General features: G+C 74.0%; 18 protein-coding genes. 6 read left to right on the plus strand and 12 right to left on the minus strand.

All coding sequences use genetic code 11. The features are described from left to right. Positions 1-51: 51 nt before the first annotated feature. The 4 genes from O7628_RS00710 to O7628_RS00725 all read right to left on the minus strand — a co-directional run bounded on the left by O7628_RS00710 (position 52) and on the right by O7628_RS00725 (position 2,873). On the minus strand, positions 52-327 hold the full coding sequence (locus O7628_RS00710; protein ID WP_178065525.1) for a ubiquitin-like small modifier protein 1: 276 nt from the start codon (positions 325-327) through the stop codon (positions 52-54). Beyond that, the gene (locus tag O7628_RS00715) at positions 328-1,413 is read right to left on the minus strand and encodes an exo-alpha-sialidase (RefSeq protein WP_278127583.1); all 1,086 of its coding nucleotides are present in this window, start codon (positions 1,411-1,413) and stop codon (positions 328-330) included. It lies immediately after the preceding gene. A gap of 188 nt (positions 1,414-1,601) precedes the next feature. Continuing rightward, positions 1,602-1,925 (minus strand): nuclear transport factor 2 family protein, encoded by a 324-nt coding sequence (locus O7628_RS00720; protein WP_278127584.1) that lies wholly within the window; start codon positions 1,923-1,925, stop codon positions 1,602-1,604. A 117-nt stretch (positions 1,926-2,042) separates the two neighbouring features. Beyond that, positions 2,043-2,873 carry an oxidoreductase gene (locus tag O7628_RS00725; protein ID WP_278127585.1) on the minus strand — a complete coding sequence of 277 codons (831 nt, stop codon included), beginning with the start codon at positions 2,871-2,873 and terminating at the stop codon, positions 2,043-2,045. A gap of 58 nt (positions 2,874-2,931) precedes the next feature. Between O7628_RS00725 and O7628_RS00730 the strand changes: the two genes are divergently transcribed. From O7628_RS00730 to O7628_RS00745, 4 genes are all read left to right on the plus strand, one after another. Next, positions 2,932-3,588, plus strand: a complete 657-nt coding sequence (locus O7628_RS00730; RefSeq protein ID WP_278127586.1) for a TetR/AcrR family transcriptional regulator — start codon at positions 2,932-2,934, stop codon at positions 3,586-3,588. 143 nt (positions 3,589-3,731) lie between these two features. Next, on the plus strand, positions 3,732-4,361 hold the full coding sequence (locus O7628_RS00735; protein ID WP_278127587.1) for a DNA-3-methyladenine glycosylase: 630 nt from the start codon (positions 3,732-3,734) through the stop codon (positions 4,359-4,361). Positions 4,362-4,572: 211 nt separating this feature from the next. Then, positions 4,573-5,031 (plus strand): DNA-binding protein, encoded by a 459-nt coding sequence (locus O7628_RS00740; RefSeq protein WP_278127588.1) that lies wholly within the window; start codon positions 4,573-4,575, stop codon positions 5,029-5,031. Further along, positions 5,031-5,390, plus strand: coding sequence for an MmcQ/YjbR family DNA-binding protein (locus O7628_RS00745; protein WP_278127589.1), 360 nt, complete (start codon positions 5,031-5,033; stop codon positions 5,388-5,390). Before O7628_RS00740 ends, O7628_RS00745 begins: the two co-directional genes overlap by 1 nt. 420 nt (positions 5,391-5,810) lie before the next feature. On the opposite strand, the gene argH is transcribed toward O7628_RS00745, so the two are convergent. The 7 genes from argH to argC are packed head-to-tail and all read right to left on the minus strand — an operon-like array spanning position 5,811 to position 12,988. Beyond that, entirely contained in the window at positions 5,811-7,274 is a 1,464-nt protein-coding gene (gene argH, locus O7628_RS00750; protein WP_074478597.1) for an argininosuccinate lyase, read from the minus strand. Between the two features lie 46 nt (positions 7,275-7,320). Then, on the minus strand, positions 7,321-7,836 hold the full coding sequence (locus O7628_RS00755; RefSeq protein ID WP_178065532.1) for an arginine repressor: 516 nt from the start codon (positions 7,834-7,836) through the stop codon (positions 7,321-7,323). Continuing rightward, positions 7,833-8,759 carry an ornithine carbamoyltransferase gene (gene argF / locus O7628_RS00760; protein WP_278127590.1) on the minus strand — a complete coding sequence of 309 codons (927 nt, stop codon included), beginning with the start codon at positions 8,757-8,759 and terminating at the stop codon, positions 7,833-7,835. Before argF ends, O7628_RS00755 begins: the two co-directional genes overlap by 4 nt. Continuing rightward, positions 8,756-9,937 (minus strand): acetylornithine transaminase, encoded by a 1,182-nt coding sequence (locus tag O7628_RS00765; protein WP_278127591.1) that lies wholly within the window; start codon positions 9,935-9,937, stop codon positions 8,756-8,758. Before O7628_RS00765 ends, argF begins: the two co-directional genes overlap by 4 nt. Further along, entirely contained in the window at positions 9,934-10,821 is an 888-nt protein-coding gene (gene argB, locus O7628_RS00770; protein ID WP_278127592.1) for an acetylglutamate kinase, read from the minus strand. The genes O7628_RS00765 and argB overlap by 4 nt, the downstream gene beginning before the upstream one ends. Further along, positions 10,818-11,990 carry a bifunctional glutamate N-acetyltransferase/amino-acid acetyltransferase ArgJ gene (argJ, locus tag O7628_RS00775; protein WP_278127593.1) on the minus strand — a complete coding sequence of 391 codons (1,173 nt, stop codon included), beginning with the start codon at positions 11,988-11,990 and terminating at the stop codon, positions 10,818-10,820. Before argJ ends, argB begins: the two co-directional genes overlap by 4 nt. Beyond that, positions 11,987-12,988 carry an N-acetyl-gamma-glutamyl-phosphate reductase gene (gene argC, locus O7628_RS00780; protein ID WP_278127594.1) on the minus strand — a complete coding sequence of 334 codons (1,002 nt, stop codon included), beginning with the start codon at positions 12,986-12,988 and terminating at the stop codon, positions 11,987-11,989. Before argC ends, argJ begins: the two co-directional genes overlap by 4 nt. 170 nt (positions 12,989-13,158) lie before the next feature. Between argC and O7628_RS00785 the strand changes: the two genes are divergently transcribed. Together O7628_RS00785 and O7628_RS00790 are read left to right on the plus strand one after the other, a co-directional pair. Next, entirely contained in the window at positions 13,159-13,902 is a 744-nt protein-coding gene (locus O7628_RS00785; RefSeq protein ID WP_278127595.1) for a hypothetical protein, read from the plus strand. Between the two features lie 8 nt (positions 13,903-13,910). Beyond that, positions 13,911-14,330, plus strand: coding sequence for a hypothetical protein (locus O7628_RS00790; RefSeq protein ID WP_278127596.1), 420 nt, complete (start codon positions 13,911-13,913; stop codon positions 14,328-14,330). A 116-nt stretch (positions 14,331-14,446) separates the two neighbouring features. Here the strand turns inward: O7628_RS00790 and pheT are convergent, their stop codons facing one another. Next, complete coding sequence (gene pheT / locus O7628_RS00795; protein ID WP_278127597.1) at positions 14,447-16,993, minus strand: phenylalanine--tRNA ligase subunit beta; 2,547 nt, start codon at positions 16,991-16,993, stop codon at positions 14,447-14,449. Positions 16,994-17,018 lie beyond the last annotated feature (25 nt).

Below are 17,018 nucleotides of genomic sequence, written 5' to 3' on the forward strand. Positions count from 1 at the left end.
GCGGAATGGCCAAGTGGGGCGGAGCGGCCAGGTGGGGCGGGAACGCGGGTGTCAGCCCCCGGCCACCGACGGCAGCACCTGCACCTCCGCGCCCGGCGGGACCGGCGCGGCCAGCCCGCCCAGGTGGCGGCAGTCCTCGCCGTCGACGTAGACGTTGACGTGCCGGCGCACCTCGCCGCGCTCGTCGCGCAGCCGCCGGGCCAGCCGGGGCCACCGCTGCGCCAGCTCGTCGAGGACGTCGCGCAGCGTGCCCGCCGCCGTGACGGTGAGCCGCGTCGCGCCCCCGACCTCGCCGCGCAGCGGCCCCGGGACCAGGACGGTGACCACTCAGACCTCCACGGCGCGGACGCAGAGCACGTCGGGCAGGTGGGCGGCGACCAGGGACCAGGAGTCGCCCTCGTCGCGGCTGGCGTAGACCTCGCCGGAGCGGGTGCCGAAGTAGACGCCGGTGGGGTCGGCGTCGTCGGCGCACATCGCGTCGCGCAGCACCGCCGGGTAGAACGGTCCGGCGGGCAGGCCCGCCGAGAGCGCCTCCCACGTCCCGCCCGCGTCAATCGAACGGTAGACCCGGCAGCGCTCGTCGACCGGGAAGCGCCGGGAGTCGGCCGCGAGCGGGAACGACCAGATCACCCCGGGGCGGCGGGGGTGGGCCACCATCGGGAAGCCGAAGTCGCTGGGCAGGCCGGCGGCGATCGACACCCAGGTGTGGCCCCCGTCGTCGGAACGGTAGACGCCGTGGTGGTTCTGCGCGTAGAGCCGCTCCGGGTCGCCGGCGTCCCGGGCGACCTTGTGCACGCACTGGCCGAACTCGGGCCACTCGTCGGGCAGGAAGTAGGCCCGGATGCCCGTGTTGCCCGGCGTCCAGCTCGCGCCCGCGTCGGCGGAGTGGTAGACCCCGCCGGTCGACATGGCCACCGCGAGCCGGGTCGGGTCGTGCGGGTGCGGCAGCACGGTGTGCACCGCCTGGCCACCGAAGCCCGCGCCCCACTGCTCCCGGTGCGGGTGCTCCCACAGCGCGCGGACCAGCTCGAAAGTGCGCCCCGCGTCGGTCGAGCGGAACAGCGCCGACGGCTCGGTGCCGGCCCAGACCACGTCCGGCTCCGCCGGCCCGGCGGGCGTGAGCTGCCAGACCCGGCCGAGGCTCGCCCCGGTGTCGGGCGGGAACGCGACCGGGGCCTGCTCGGGCTCCTGCCAGGACGCGCCCAGGTCGTCGCTGGTGGCCACGCTCGGCCCGAAGTGGGAGCTGGTCACCCCGGCGAGCACCCGGGGCACGTCGCGCCGGGTGTCGACCGCCACCGCGTATACCCCGGTCATGGGGTGGTGGGGGCCGTTGAGCTCCCAGGTGCGGCGGCCGTCGGTGCTGGTGGCGAGGAAGAGGCCCTTGCCGGTGCCGATCGCGAGCAGGGTCGTCATGGCACGTCCTTCGCGGAGCCGGGAGCCGGATGGCGTGATTATCACCACCGGGTCCGACAGAAACCGGGCGACGCACCGGCAGCACCGGGGTCCAGCCGCAGGTCAGCGGCAGCAGACCGCTCGACCACGCCGGTCTCTGCCCGAGCCCGGCCGGGGCGACCCCGAGGGCCGCCCCGGCCGGTGTTCCGTCAGACGGGGTCGATCGCGAGCTCGGTTACGTGGTCGTCCTCGATGCCGAAAACGAACGCGAAGGACAGCGGCCCGCCGGGGAAGTCACCATCCCCGGAGGCCACCAACCGGTCACCCGCGAACGATATCGGCGTGATCACGACCTTGGGGTCGATCAGGTGCGACTGGATCCACGCGCGGATCTCGGCCTCGCCGGCCCAGGTTCTCCCGTCGTCCCGCACGGTGGCACCGTCGCCGAAGACCGCGGCCAGCGCGGTCGCGTCGTGCGCGTTGTTGGCCGCGATGAAGTTCTCGACGGCCTGGGGCAGGGTGATGTCGTTCATGTCTGTTCTCCGGTTCTTTCAGGCGCCGGGGTGCGGACACGTCCCGGCGGACCTTTGCCGCCCCTGAGCAGCACGGTGACGATGCGGGCAGCGACGCCGCGTGGCAGAGCGACGGGCTCAGAAGTCCGCGCTGCGGGAGAGCTTCTCGTTCGCGCGCAACTCGGCGAGTGCGTTCTCGTGCATCGCGACGACGACGTCGTAGCCGGAGTTGCCGAGCACGAGCCGGTGTGGCGGAACGGCTGCGTCCATCGCGGTGATCACGGCCTGCACCCCGCGTTCAGGGTCGCCCGCCTGCTTGCCGTCCTGGTCCACGAACGCCGCCTTGACGCCCTCGACCATCGGCACGTAGGCGTCGACGGTCTCGTCGACGGGCTCGCTCTGGAAGCCGGCGTACGCCTTGGTGCGGAACGCTCCCGGCTCCACGACGAGCACGCGCACCCCGAACGGCTCCACTTCCTGGCGCAGTGTCTCCGACAGCCCTTCGAGCGCGAACTTCGCCGCCGAGTAGTAGCCGAAGCCCTGCGCGCCGACGAGGCCCGCCACCGACGACATGTTCACGATCCAGCCCTCGCCGCGCGCCCGCATGCCGGGCAGGACCGCGCGGACCACGTCGGCCACGCCGAACAGGTTGAGGTCGAAGGTGCGGCGGATCGTCTCGTCCGGGGATCCCTCGACCGAGCCGAACCAGCCCCGGCCCGCGTTGTTGACGAGCACGTCGATCCCGCCGAACCGCTCCTCGGCCGCGTCGACCGCCGCTCGTACCTGCGCGGGGTCGGTGACGTCGAGCGGGAGAACCTGCACCCGGCCGCCGTGCTTCTCGGCCCATTCCTGCAGTTCAGACGGCCGGCGCGCGGTCACCACGACCTGATCGCCCCGGGCCAGCGCGGCCTCGGCGTAGGCCAGGCCGAACCCTCCGGGCGTCCCGCCCGTGATGAACCAAGTCCTCATGGACTTCCCCTCTCGCTATAGCAAGCAATGTAGCGCTATGTAAGCTACTATAGCAACCATGCCAAACGCACGAGATCGACTCCTGCTCGCCGCAGCGGAACTGCTGCAGGCTGGCGGCACGGTGTCCACGCGGGCGGTGTGCGACCGCGCCGGGGTGCAGGCCCCGACGCTGTACCACCACTTCGGCAGCAAGCAGGGCCTGATCGACGCCGTGGCGAACCACGGATTCACCCAGTACACGGCGGTCGAGAGCTCCGGTGACCCGCTGGCCGACCTGCGCGAGGGCTGGGACAGGCACGTGCGGTTCGGGCTGGAGCACCCGTCGTTCTACGGACTGCTCTACGGCCGCGTCGAGCCGGGAAAGCCCTGCGCCATCACCGCTCCCGCGCACGCCGCGTTGCGGGAGCGACTCACCGCCGCCGCCGCCCGGGGCATGCTCAGGGTGCCGGCGGACGACGCCGCCGAACAGGTGCTCGCCGCCAACGTCGGCGTCACGCTCACCCTGATCAGCCAGCCGGAGCCGGACTTCGGGCTGTCCGGACGCGTCCGCGAGGCCGCGCTGGCCGGCGTCCTGCACGCACCGTCCGCCGACACCCCCACCACCCGCGCAAGCGCGGCCCTGACGCTGCGCGCGCTGGCCGACGACGACCCGGGCGACCTCACCCCCGGCGAACGCGGACTGCTCGGCGAGCTGCTGGACCGCCTGGCCCGCTGAAGCACGCGAGGCCCCTCCGCGGGGCCACCCGCCCTCGTCACCCCTGACGCGCAGCCCCGCCCGGATGTGCCATCGCGTCACGTGGTCCGCCGGGGCTCGATGCCCGCAAACCAGGTGATCCCACCGTCTGCTTTCCTGGGAGCATGACCTATGCCTGGCTCGGTGCGCCCGCGGCTGCCGTCGCCGAAACGGCACGCACCCTCCTCGGCTGGCTGGCTGTCGCCAACGGCGTCACCATCCGGATCACCGAGACCGAGGCGTATCTGGGCTTGGGGCAGGACCCCGCCAGCCACGCCCACCGCGGCCGCACCGCGCGTAACGCCGCCATGTTCGGCGCAGCGGGCCACCTCTATCTCTACCGCATCTACGGGCTGCACACCTGCGCGAACGTGACCTGCGGACCGGCCGGTGAGCCTGCGGCGGTTCTCCTGCGGGCCGGGCAGGTCGTGCACGGCGTCGACCTGGCCCGCTCCCGGCGGCCGGCGACCAGGCGCGACGTCGACCTCGCCTCGGGGCCGGCCCGCTTCGTCGCGGCGCTCGACGTGCAGCTGACCGCCTACGGGACGTCGGTCGTCGACGGCACCGGCCCGCTGACCCTGCATCCTCCGGCCGAGCCGGTGCCGGACGAACGCGTCCTGGCTGGCCCCCGGGTCGGTGTAACCGCTGCGCACGATCTGGCCTGGCGATTCTGGATCGCCGACGACCCGACCGTCAGCGCCTACCGTCGGCACGTGCCCCGCAGCAGCCGACGGGGTCTTGGCCGTACGCCCTGACCTGACCTGCACGCCGCAGGTGGGCGCCCGGCCGGGCCGGACATGAGTAAGGCACGCCCGCGACGGACGGGCGGGGATGGGCGTCGCCAGGTCGGCGACGCGGGGGCTTCCCCGAGCCGGACCCCCCATGCCACCCGACCTGAAGTCGATCACCGCGCCATCTATAAACAAACCGTTGACAACGGATCGTTTATGGTGCTGAGATCGGGGCATGACCGCCGAGCAGCAGGAACCGTTCGTCGCGCCCGATCCGGGGCGGGCGCGGGCGCACCGCACCCACGCCGCGTTGACCCGGATCGCCTGGCGGCACGCGGCCGACGACGCCCGCCGCCGCCGCTACGCGCACCCGCACGTGCTGGACCCGTACGAGGCGGTGGCCCTGGTGACCGCACTCGCCGCCGGTGGCGCGGAGCTGGCCGACGGCGAGGAGCCGGTCGACCAGGCCGACCTGGTCGCCGCACTCACCCTCGTGCCGCACCTGCGCGCCGAGGTGGACGCGCTGGAGGCCGGCCTGCTGCGGCTCGCCCGCGACCGGGGGCTCACCTGGCAGGCGATCGGGCACGGGCTGGGACTCGGCTCGGCACAGGCCGCCCGGCAGCGCCACGAACGACTCACCGGCCGGGTCGGCTCCGACCCGCACACCGGCGACCACGACAACGGGGAGGCGTGATGGACCGCGCGGAGCTGATGGCGTACTGCCTGGGCAAGCCCGGCGCGTGGCTCGACCAGCCGTGGGACGCCGAGGTGGTGGTCAAGGTCGGGAACAAGATCTTCGCCTTTCTCGGCCCGGAGTCCGACGACCGGGTGGGCCTCAAGTGCGCCCCGACCCGGGAGCTGGCCGACGAGTGGCTGCACCGGTTCCCCGGCGACGCGGTCGCGTCCTCGCACGTCGGCCGGTTCGGCTGGAACAGCCTGCGGCTGGCCGGGGCGATCGACGACGACGAGCTGCGCGAGGCGGTGGACACCTCCTACGAGGCGGTGGTGGCGAAGCTGCCGCGCCGCGAGCGCCCGACGCCCCCGACCGCCTGATCCCGACGACTGGGCCAGCGGGGACACTGCCTCGGCCACCGCCACGGGCACGTCTCCGCACGAAGGGCCCAAGGCTGGCGCCCAAGATCGTGCCCAGTCCCGCGAAGAGTGGCATCGGCATCGCGCCGACGCCACGCTTCCCCTGACCGAGCGCGCTCCCCCGGACACCCGCACCACACCCGCCCCGCCGCACCCCGGCCCATCCCGTCCCCCACCGCGCGGCGATCTTGCACTTACGGCCCCACGGACGGGCGTTTCACCCCTTTTGCCCGGGCCCAAAGTGCAAGATCGCCGCGGGGAGGGGCGGGGTAGCGGCGGGGCGGGCAGCAGGGGTGGGGTGCGGGGGGTGAGGGGGTCGGTGGGGAGAATCCCGAAGGCCCTCCGGCAGCGCGCCGGAGGGCCTTCGGGGTGACGGGGAGGTCAGCGGGGCACGACGGTCTCGGCGGCCCACTCCCGCCAGCCCGTCAGCTTGTCGGCGGCGATGGCGAGCTGGTCGGCGACCGGCCCCGGGCCGGTGGAGCCGGGGGTGGTCCGGGCGGCCAGGGCCGACCGCACCGACAGCACGTCGCGCACCGACGGGTCGAGGTGCTCGCTGACCGCCGCCAGGTCGGCGTCGGAGACCTCGTCGAGGGCGCACTCGCGGACGGCGCAGAGCGCCACCAGCCTGCCGGTGATCTCGTGCGCGTCGCGGAACGGCACGTTGCGCCGGACCAGCCAGTCGGCGACCTCGGTGGCCAGGGAGAAGCCGACGGGGGCGGCGGCGGCGAGGCGGTCGACGCGTACCGTCATCGTGGAGATCATCCCCGCGAGGGCCGGCAGCAGCAGCTCCAGGGTGTCGACCGCGTCGAAGGCCGGCTCCTTGTCCTCCTGCATGTCCCGGTCGTAGGTCATGGGCAGGCCCTTGAGCATGGTGAGCACGGCCATCAGCCCGCCGACGAGCCGGCCGGACTTGCCCCGGGCCAGCTCGGCGATGTCGGCGTTCTTCTTCTGCGGCATGATCGACGACCCGGTGGCGAACGCGTCGTCCAGCTCGACCCAGCCGAACTCCTGCGACGTCCAGAGCACCACCTCCTCGCCGAGGCGGGACAGGTGCACCCCGATCAGCGCGGTGACGAAGAGGAACTCGGCGACGAAGTCGCGGTCGGCGACGGCGTCCATCGAGTTGGCGAAGGACGTGCGGAAGCCCAGCTCCTTGGAGACGGCCACCGGGTCCAGCGGCAGGCCGGAGCCGGCGAGCGCGCCCGCGCCGAGCGGGCTGACCGCCGTGCGGTGGTCCCAGTCGCGCATCCGCTCCAGGTCGCGCAGCAGCGGCTGCACGTGGGCCAGCAGCCAGTGCCCGAAGGTGACCGGCTGGGCGTGCTGGAGGTGGGTCATCCCCGGCGCGGCCGTGTCCACGTGCCGGGCGGCCTGCTCGACCAGGGCCTCGGCCAGCTCGACGAGGCGGGCCGCCACACCCCGGGCGTGGTCGCGCAGGTAGAGGCGCAGGTCGGTGGCGACCTGGTCGTTGCGGGACCGGCCGGCGCGCAGCTTGCCGCCGAGGCTGCCGAGGCGCTCCAGCAGCCCCCGCTCCAGGGCGGTGTGCACGTCCTCGTCGTCGACGGTGGGCCGGAACGCGCCGGAGGCGCAGGCGGCCTCCAGGTCGTCCAGGGCCGCCAGCATCCTGCCCAGCTCCTCCGGGTCGAGCAGGCCCGCGCCCGCGAGGACCCGGGCGTGCGCGCGGGACCCGGCGATGTCGTACGGGGCGAGGCGCCAGTCGAACTGCACGCTGACGGACAGCCGGGCCAGCGCCTCGGAGGGGCCGCCGGCGAAGCGGCCACCCCACAGGCTCGTACGGTTGGTCGCGGCGCTGTTCTCGGTGAGGCTCTTGTCGTCCACGCCGCCCATTGTCGTTGCCACGGTCAGCAGCCTCCCCACCGGGCGTCCCGCTCGGTCATGGTGTGGTGTTCCCTTCCGCGCTCTCCTCGCGGCGGGACCACGCGGCGAGCTTCTCGCCCAGCGCGGCCCCGCCGACGGCCTCGCGGGCCACCACGAGGATGGTGTCGTCGCCGGCGATGGTGCCGACGACCTCGGGCAGGCCCGCCCGGTCCAACGCGCTGGCCAGGTAGTGGGCCGCGCCCGGCGGGGTGCGCAGCACGGCGATGTTGCCGCTGGAGTCGACCTCGTTGAGCAGCTCCCGCAGCAGCCGGATCAGCCGCGCCGGGGCGGCCTCGGCGTCACGCAGGGGCCGGTGGCCGTCCTCCGGGATGACGTACACGGGACGGCCGTCGCCGCCGCGGGCGGTGACCGCGCCGAGTTCCTTGAGGTCCCGCGACAGGGTGGCCTGGGTGACGGCGACGCCGTCGCCGGCGAGCAGGTCGGCCAGCTCGGTCTGCGAGCGGACCGCCTTGTCGCGGATCAGCTCGACGATGCGGGCGTGCCGGGCGGCGCGGGTCAACGGGGCGGTCATACCGACTGCTCCAGCAGGTAGGTCAGCACGGCCTTCTGCGCGTGCAGCCGGTTCTCCGCCTGGTCGAACACGGCGCTGGCCGGGCCGTCGAGCACCTCGTCGGTGATCTCCTCGCCCCGGTGCGCCGGCAGGCAGTGCAGCACGATCGCGCCCGGCGCGGCGTGCGCGAGCAGCTCCGCGTTGACCTGGTACGGCAGGAACGGGGTGATCCGGTCCAGCCCGTCGTCCTCCTGCCCCATCGAGGTCCACGTGTCGGTGGCCAGCACGTCGGCGTCGCGGACGGCGGCGACGGGGTCGCGCAGCACGCGCACCGACCCGCCCGTGCCGGCGGCGATCTTCTCCGCGCGGGCCACCACGTCGGGGTCGGGGTCGAACCCGTCGGGGCCGGCGATCCGCACGTGCATGCCGGCGGTCGCCCCGGCCAGCAGGTACGACTGGGCCATGTTGTTCGCCGCGTCCCCCACGTACGCCAGGGTCCGGCCGTGGGTGCCACCGCACCGCTCGCGGACGGTGAGCAGGTCGGCGAGGAGCTGGCAGGGGTGGAAGCCGTCGGTGAGCGCGTTGATCACCGGAACGCTGGCCCCGGCGGCGACCTCGGCGATCCGGTCGTCGCCGTGGGTGCGCAGCACGATCGCCGCCACGTAGCGGGACAGCACCCGGCCGGCGTCGGCGAGGGTCTCGCCCCGGCCGAAGTGGGTGACCTGGGTGTCCACCACGAGGGGGTGGCCGCCCAGCTCGGCGATGCCGGCGTCGAAGGAGATCCGGGTGCGCAGGCTCTGCTTGTCGAACAGCACGGCCACCGACCTCGGCCCGGCCAGCGGCCGGTGGGCGAACCGTTCGGCCTTCATCCGGGCGGCGAGGTCGAGCACGGTGGCCTGCTCGGCGGGCGAGAGGTCGTCGTCGCGCAGCAGGTGGCGGATCATGGGGTGGCCTCCGGGGTGGCGGTGTCGAGGGCGGCGGGGAGGGCGGCCAGGAACGCGTCGGCCTGCTCGACGGTGAGGATCAGCGGCGGGGCGAGCCGGATCACGCCCGGCTGCACCGGGTTGACCAGGAACCCGGCGTCGCGCAGGGCCGCCGCGAGCGGGCCGGCGGCGTCGGCGGTGAGCACGATGCCGAGCAGCAGGCCCGCGCCGCGCACCTGCGCGACGAGGGGGTGACCGAGGGCCTCGACGCCCCGGCGCAGCCGCTCGCCGACCCGCTTGACGTGGTCGAGCAGCCCTTCGCTGGCGATGGTGGACACCACCGCGAGGGCGGCCGCGCAGCTCACCGGGTTGCCGCCGAAGGTGCTGCCGTGGGAGCCGGGGCGCAGCAGGTCGGCGGCGGGGCCGAAGGCCAGGCAGGCGCTGATCGGCAGGCCGCCGCCGAGGCCCTTGGCGAGGGTGACGATGTCGGGTTCGACGCCCTCGGCCTGGTGGGCGAACCAGTGCCCGGTGCGGCCGACGCCGGTCTGCACCTCGTCGAGCACCAGCAGCGCGCCGTGCCGGGCGGTGATCCGCCGGGCCTCGGCCAGGTAGCCGGGGGGCGGTACGACGACGCCGTTCTCGCCCTGCACCGGCTCCAGGATGACCATGGCCGTCGCGTCGGTCACCGCGTCGGCGAGGGCGGCGGCGTCGCCGTACGGGACGTGGGTGACGTCGCCGGGCAGCGGGCGGAACGGGTCGGCCTTGGCGGGCTGCCCGGTGAGCGCGAGCGCGCCCATGGTGCGGCCGTGGAAGCCGCCGACCGTGGCGACCACGTGCGAGCGGCCGGTGAGCCGGGACAGCTTGAACGCGGCCTCGTTGGCCTCCGCGCCGGAGTTGGCGAACAACACCCGGCCGGGGCGGCCGGCGAGGGCCAGCAGCAGCTCGGCGAGCGCCACCGGCGGCTCGGCGACGAACAGGTTGGACACGTGCCCGAGGGTGGCGACCTGCCTGGAGACGGCGGCCACCACGGCCGGGTGGGCGTGGCCGAGGGCGTTGACGGCGATGCCGCCGAGCAGGTCGACGTACTCGCGGCCGGCGTCGTCGACCACGACGGCGCCGGAGCCGGAGACCAGCGCCAGCGGCGGCGTGCCGTAGTTGTCCATCAGCGACTGCTGCCAGCGCTCCACCAGCGTGCTCACGACGGGATCACCATTGTGCCGAATCCTTCCGAGGTGAAGACCTCAAGCAGTGTGGAGTGGGCGACCCGGCCGTCGACGACGTGCGCGGCGGGCACCCCGCCGCGCACCGCCCGCAGGCACGCCTCCATCTTGGGGACCATCCCCGACTGCAGGGACGGCAGCAGCTCCGCCAGTTCGTCGGCGGTGATCTCGCTGACCAGGCTGTCGGCGTCCGGCCAGTTGGCGTAGAGGCCCGGCACGTCGGTGAGGACGACCAGCTTGCGGGCCCCGAGTGCGATCGCCAGGGCGGCGGCGGCCGTGTCGGCGTTGAGGTTGTGCAGCACCCCGTCGGCGTCCGGCGCGACGGTCGAGATCACCGGGATCCGGCCGGCCGCGATCAGGTCGGTCACCGCCGACGTGTTCACCGACTCGACGTCGCCGACCTGCCCGACGTCGACGGGCTCCCCGTCCACGTACGCGGGGCGGCGCACGGCGGTGAACAGGCCGGCGTCCTCGCCGGAGAGGCCGACGGCGAACGGGCCGTGCGCGTTGATCAGCCCGACCAGTTCCCGGCCGACCTGGCCGACCAGCACCATCCGGACGACGTCCATCGCCTCGGGGGTGGTGACGCGCAGGCCGCCGCGGAACTCGCTGTCGATGCCGAGCCGGCCGAGCATGGCCGAGATCTGCGGGCCGCCGCCGTGCACGACGACCGGCTTGATGCCGACGTAGCGCAGGAAGACCATGTCGGCGGCGAAGGCCCGCTGGAGCTCGGGGTCGATCATGGCGTTGCCGCCGTACTTGACCACGAGGGTGGCCCCGGACAGGCGGGCCAGCCAGGGCAGCGCCTCGATCAGCGTCTCGGCCCTGGCCTGGGCCCGGGCGAGGTCGTCGGCGGCGGTCACGTCGAGTACGCCGAGTTCTCGTGCACGTACGCGTGGGACAGGTCGTTGGTCCACACGGTGGCCTGGGCGTCCCCGGCGTGCAGGTCGATGCGGATGGCGACGTCGCGGCCGGTGAGGTCCACCTTGGACCGGTCCTCGGCGGCGGCGCCGGAGCGGCACACCCAGACGCCGTTGACGGCGACGTCGAGGGCATCCGGCTCGAACGCGGCGGCGGTGGTGCCGACGGCGGCGAGGATGCGGCCCCAGTTCGGGTCGTTGCCGAACAGCGCCGTCTTGACCAGGTTGTTGCGGGCCACCGAGCGGCCCACCTCGACCGCGTCGTCCTCGTCGGCCGCGCCGACGACCTCGATGGCGATCTGCTTGGTCGCGCCCTCCGCGTCGGCGATCAACTGCTGGGCCAGGTCGTGACAGGCGGCGGTGACCGCCGCCGTCAGCTCGGCCTCGGTGGGCTCGACGCCGGACGCGCCGCTGGCCAGCAGCAGCACCGTGTCGTTGGTGGACATGCAGCCGTCGGAGTCGACCCGGTCGAAGGTGACCCGGCAGGCGGCGCGCAGCGCGGCGTCGAGCGCCGCCGGCCCGGCCACGGCGTCGGTGGTGAGCACGCACAGCATGGTCGCCATGGCCGGGGCCAGCATCCCGGCGCCCTTGGCCATCCCGCCGACGGTCCAGCCGCTGCCGGCCGCCACGGTGGTCTTCGGCCGGGTGTCGGTGGTCATGATCGCCTGGGCCGCCGCCGCGCCGCCGTCGCGGGACAGGGCGCGGATCGCCGCGCGTACGCCGGGCAGCAGCTTGTCCATCGGCAGCCGCTCGCCGATCAGGCCGGTGGAGCAGACCGCCACGTCGCCGGCCCCGAGCCGCAGCCGGGAGCTGGCCGAGGTGAGCGCGGCGGCGGTGTGCTCGGCGGTGGTGTGGGTGTCCTGGAAGCCGGCCGGGCCGGTGCACGCGTTCGCGCCGCCGGAGTTGAGGATCACCGCCCGGGCCACCCCGCCCCGGACGACCTGCCGGGTCCAGAGCACGGGGGCGGCCTTGACCCGGTTGGCGGTGAAGACGCCGGCGATCCCGGCGTCGGGGCCGTCGTTGACGACGAGGGCGACGTCGGCGGCGCCGCCGCTCTTGAGGCCGGCGGCCACGCCGGCCGCCCGGAACCCCCGGGGTGTGGTGACGGTCATGGGGTTACTCCGTAGGTGGACAGGCCCGTGGTCTCGGGGAGCCCGAGCATCAGGTTGGCGCACTGCACGGCCTGGCCGGCGGCGCCCTTGCCGAGGTTGTCGATGGCGCTGACCACGATCACCCGGCCGGAGTCGACGTCGACGGTGGCCTGGAGGTGGCAGGAGTTGGCGCCGAGGGTGGCGGCGGTGTGCGGCCACCTCCCCTCGGGCAGCACGTGCACGAAGGCCGAGTCCGCGTACGCCTGCGCGAGGACCGCCCGGGGGTCGGCGTCGCCGGCCGGCACGGCGGTGACCGTGGCGAGGATGCCGCGCGGCATCGGCGCGAGCACGGGGGTGAGCGACAGGCTGGTCGCGCCGGTGGCCTGCTTGATCTCCGGCACGTGCTGGTGCGCGCCGACCTTGTACGGCGACAGGTCGCCCATCACCTCGCTGCCGAGCAGGTGCGCCTTGGCCGCCCGACCCGCGCCGGAGGTGCCGGAGGCGGCGACCACGACCACGTCGGCGGGGGCCACCGCGCCGGCGGCGACCAGCGGGGCGAGCGCGAGCGTGACGGCCACCGCGTAGCAGCCGGTGTTGGCCACCCGGGTCGCGGCGGCGATGCGCGCGCGCTGGCCGGGCAGCTCGGGCAGGCCGTAGACCCAGGCCCCCGCGTGGTCGCCGCCGTAGTACCGTGACCAGGCGGCGGCGTCGCGCAGCCGGTGGTCCGCGCCCAGGTCGACCACCCGGACCGACTCCGGCAGGGCGGCGGCCAGGGCCGCCGACTCGCCGTGCGGCAGGGCCAGGAAGACCAGGTCCGCGTCGGCCAGGGCCGCAGGTTCGGTCGCCGCGAACACCAGGTCCAGCCCGGCGAGCTGCGGGTGTACGGCGGTGACCGGCGCGCCGGCCTGGCTGTGCGCCGTGGCGGTGACCAGGTCGAACTCGGGGTGGCCGGCGATCAGGCGCAGCAGCTCGCCCCCGGCGTAGCCGCTCGCCCCGGCGACCGCAACTCGGATACCCATTCTAACCTCCGCATGACTATGCAGAGAAGGTTACCGGCATGTCACGCCGGGCCGCAAGGTCATGCCTCCCGCTGCATGGGCATGAGGAGATGTAGGCGCTCCTGCAACGTTGACGGATCTGGATATCGTGACGGCATCACGCCACTCTCATCGATGCCAAGGGAAGGATCTTGGACCTAGCCCGTCTGGTACTCGGTCTCCTCGTCGCCGCGCTACTGCCTTCCAGCCTGGAGTTCTTCCGCCGCCGTCCGCTGGCGGCCTGGGCCTTCATCGTGCTCTACAGCGCGTATGCCGCCTTCCCGGCGCTGCCCGGCTGGAAGGGACTGGCGGTATGGATCATGGCCGCAACAGCCGGCCTGGCCAGAACGTCAGGTGCGATCTGGAAGGAGACCTGGCGGAACCTGACAGGGCAGAAGAACCTTAGACGGCCGTCGACCTGGTTCAGCGACAGCACGCGGCGCAGAATAGTGATCCTCGCAGCCCTGCTGGCGCTGACCGTCGGGGTGTACTACGGCACGCGCAGCCTAACGGTCGCGGCGTCCCTGTGGCGCGAGGACAGCTTCAGCGTGATCCTCTCAGGATTCCTGCTCGCGGTGTTCGCAGGGAATCTCGTCGTCGTGCGGATCGTTCGACCCTACTTCGACGGCCTTTCCCCGGAGCAGCGGAACGGCGGGCTGCTGCACCTGGGCACCCGCCTCGGCTGGATCGAGCGGGCCCTGGTCTTTGTCTTCATCGCCGCGGGGCAACCCGAGGCCGCAGCGCTGGCGATCACCGTCAAGTCCTTGGTCAGGGTTCAGGGCAACGACGACCCACGTTTCGGCCAGTACGTCATCGTGGGAGCGATGAGCAGTCTTCTGGTTGCCGTCGGCGCTGGGATAGTGGTGCGCATCGCCTTGGGCCTACCAGCACTCTAGGGACTCTCATGACCACGATCCTCGACCACCCGTACGTGCAGGACCTGCTGTCCCTCGGCCTACCAAGCGCGGACTACGTGATAGCGGGAAGCGGACCGCTGCTGGCACGAGGTTGGATCAGCGACCCGGGTGACATCGACGTCGTCGCGAGAGGCTCCGCATGGCGTCTCGCTTGCGCACACGGCCAACCAACGGACGCACCCTACTCCTCGGTGCAGCGGTTGCAGCTCTTCGGCGGGCACGTGGAGGTCCTGGACGGCTGGTTTCCGGAGCTCTGGCCCACGGATGAACTGATCGACGAGGCCGATGTGATCCACGGGATCCGCTTCGTCCGACTCGCCGTCGTTGCCGCCACCAAGAGGATGCTCCATCGACCGAGGGATCTGGAGCATTTAGCGATCATGGCGGCACACGGCTGCCATACGTGAGCAACCCCACTCCGGGCCGCCCAGCGTGATACCTCCGTACCCTTCACCAGCCCGCGGCGGTTAGCAGGGGCCCCTTCCTATACAGAAAGCGTTAAGAGGGGGCCCCTGCTTACACCTCAGGCGCCGCGGAGGGTGGCGCCGAAGCGCTCCGCCGCGCGGGCCACCGCCGCGTCGCGGGCGGCCACCGCCTCCTCGACGGTCAGCGTGCGGTCGGGGGCGCGGAACGTCAGCTTGTACGCCAGCGACCGCCGCCCCGCCCCGAGCTGCTCGGAGGCGTAGACGTCGAACAGCCGCACGCCCTCCAGCAGCTCGCCCGCGCCCTCGACGAGGGCCTGCTGCACCTGCGCCGCCGGCACCCGCTCGTCGACCACGAGCGCCACGTCGATCAGGGCCGGCGGGAAACCGGAGATCGTCGGGGCCGGGGCGACCGGGGCCGCCGGGAGCGCGTCGAGGTCCAGCTCCATGGCGCTGGTGCGCTTCGGCAGCTCCAGCGCGGCCAGCACCGCCGGGTGCAGCTCGCCGGCGTGCCCGACCACGACCCCGTCGACGAGCAGCTCGGCGCAGCGGCCGGGGTGCCACGGGGCGTGTTCGGCCGCGCGCACCTCGACCCGGTCGGCGGGCAGGTCGGCCGCGGCGAGCACCGCCCGGCCGGCCTCGATCGCGTCGGCCCAGCCGGCCGGGCGGCCCGCGCCCCACCAGCCGGCCGGGTCGATGTCCCCGGTCAGCACCACGGCGACGTGCCGGGGCTGGTCGGGCACGACCGCGTCGGCGGCGGCGAACTCGGCGTCGGTGGGCCGCCGGTCCACGCCCATGGCGGGCGGGGCGCCGACGCCCGGGCGCGGGTGGAAGACCGCCCCGATCTCGTAGAGGGCCAGGTCGCGGTGGCCCCGGCCGAGGTTGCGCCTGAGGATGCCGAGCAGCGGGCCGAGCAGCGTGGTGCGCAGCAGCGGCTCCTCCTCCGACAGCGGGTTGGCCACCCGCACCGCCGCCCGGCGCGGGTCGTCGGCGGGCAACCCGAGCAGGTCGGCCAGCGAACCGGCGACGAACGGGTGGGCCAGCACCTCCACGTACCCGCGTTCGGCCAGCGAGCGGGCCACCGCCCGGCGGCGGCGCTGCTGCCAGGTCAGGCCCCGCCCGGGGGGCGCGGTGGGCAGCACCGACGGCACCCGGTCGTACCCGTCGAGGCGGACCACCTCCTCGACCAGGTCGGCCGGGTCGGTGAGGTCCGGACGCCAGCTCGGCGGGACGACGGTGAGCACGTCCGCGCCGCCGGCCGGCACGCCGGCGCTGCCCGGGTCCTCGCCGAGCCGGTCGACGCCCCGGGTGACGTGGCAGCCGACCTGTTCCAGCAGGGAGACCACCCGCTCCGGGGAGTAGGCGACGCCGACCCGCCGGCCCGGCAGGTCCACCGGCAGGGCGACCGGGGCGGGCGGCCGGACATGGTCGAGGTCGAGGATCTCGGCCCCTGCGGTGCCGCCCGCGTGGGCGGTGAGCAGCCCGACGGCCCGCTCGATGGCGACCAGCGGCAGGGCGGGGTCGACGCCCCGCTCCCAGCGCTTCGCCGCCTCGCTGAACAGCTTGTGCCGGCGGGCGGTGCGGCCCACCATCACCGGGTCCCAGTGGGCGGCCTCGAAGAGCACGTCGGTGGTGGACGCGACGACCTCGCTGGTCTCGCCGCCCATCACGGCGGCGAGCGAGACCGGGCCGGTGTCGTCGCAGATCACCATGTCCTCGGCGGTGAGGGTGCGGGCCACCCCGTCCAGGGTGGTGACCTTCTCCCCCGCCGCGGCGCGGCGCACCACGAGCGGGCCGGTGATCCGGTCGGCGTCGAAGGCGTGCATCGGCTGGCCCAGTTCGAGCATCACGTAGTTGGTGATGTCGACCGGCAGCGAGATGCTGCGCACCCCGGCGACGGTGAGCCGCTGCCGCATCCAGCCGGGGGTCTGCGCGGTCGGGTCGACGCCGCGCACCAGCCGGGCGGCGAACCGGTCGCAGCCGACGGTGTCGTGGACCTGGACCGGGTACGCCGGCTCGGCCGTCGCGCCGGGGGCGGGGGCCAGCCCCGGGTCGCGGAACGGCACGCCGAGGGCGTGGGCCAGCTCCCGGGCGATGCCCCGGACGCTGAGCGCGTACCCCCGGTCGGGGGTGATCTCCACCTCGACGACCACGTCGTCGAGGCCGACGACCGGGCGGGCGTCGTCGCCGGGCTTGGCGGGGGTGTCCTCGGGCAGCACGATGATGCCCGAGTGGTCGTCGCCCAGGCCCAGCTCCTTGGCGGAGCAGATCATGCCGTGGGAGTTGCGCCCGTACGTCTTGCGCGCGCCGATGGCGAAGCCGCCGGGCAGGACGCCGCCGGGGAGGATCACCACGACCCGGTCGCCGGGGGCGAAGTTGCGCGCCCCGCAGACGATCTCCTGCGGCTCGCCGGTGCCGTTGGCGGCGCCCACGTCGACCCGGCAGAACCGGATCGGCTTCTTGAAGCCGGTCAGTTCCTCGATGTCGAGGACCTCGCCGACGACCAGCGCGCCGGTGACCGTCGACCGCAGGTCCACGATGGACTCGACCTCGATGCCGAGGTCGACCAGCGCCTGCTCCAGGTCGGCGGCGGGCAGGTCGGCGGGGAGGTCGAGGTACTCCCGCAGCCAGCTGACAGAAACTCGCATGACTCTCAGACCACCGTCTCGTTGT

The sequence above is a fragment of the Micromonospora sp. WMMD956 genome (assembly GCF_029626125.1).
GTDB lineage: Bacteria > Actinomycetota > Actinomycetes > Mycobacteriales > Micromonosporaceae > Micromonospora > Micromonospora carbonacea.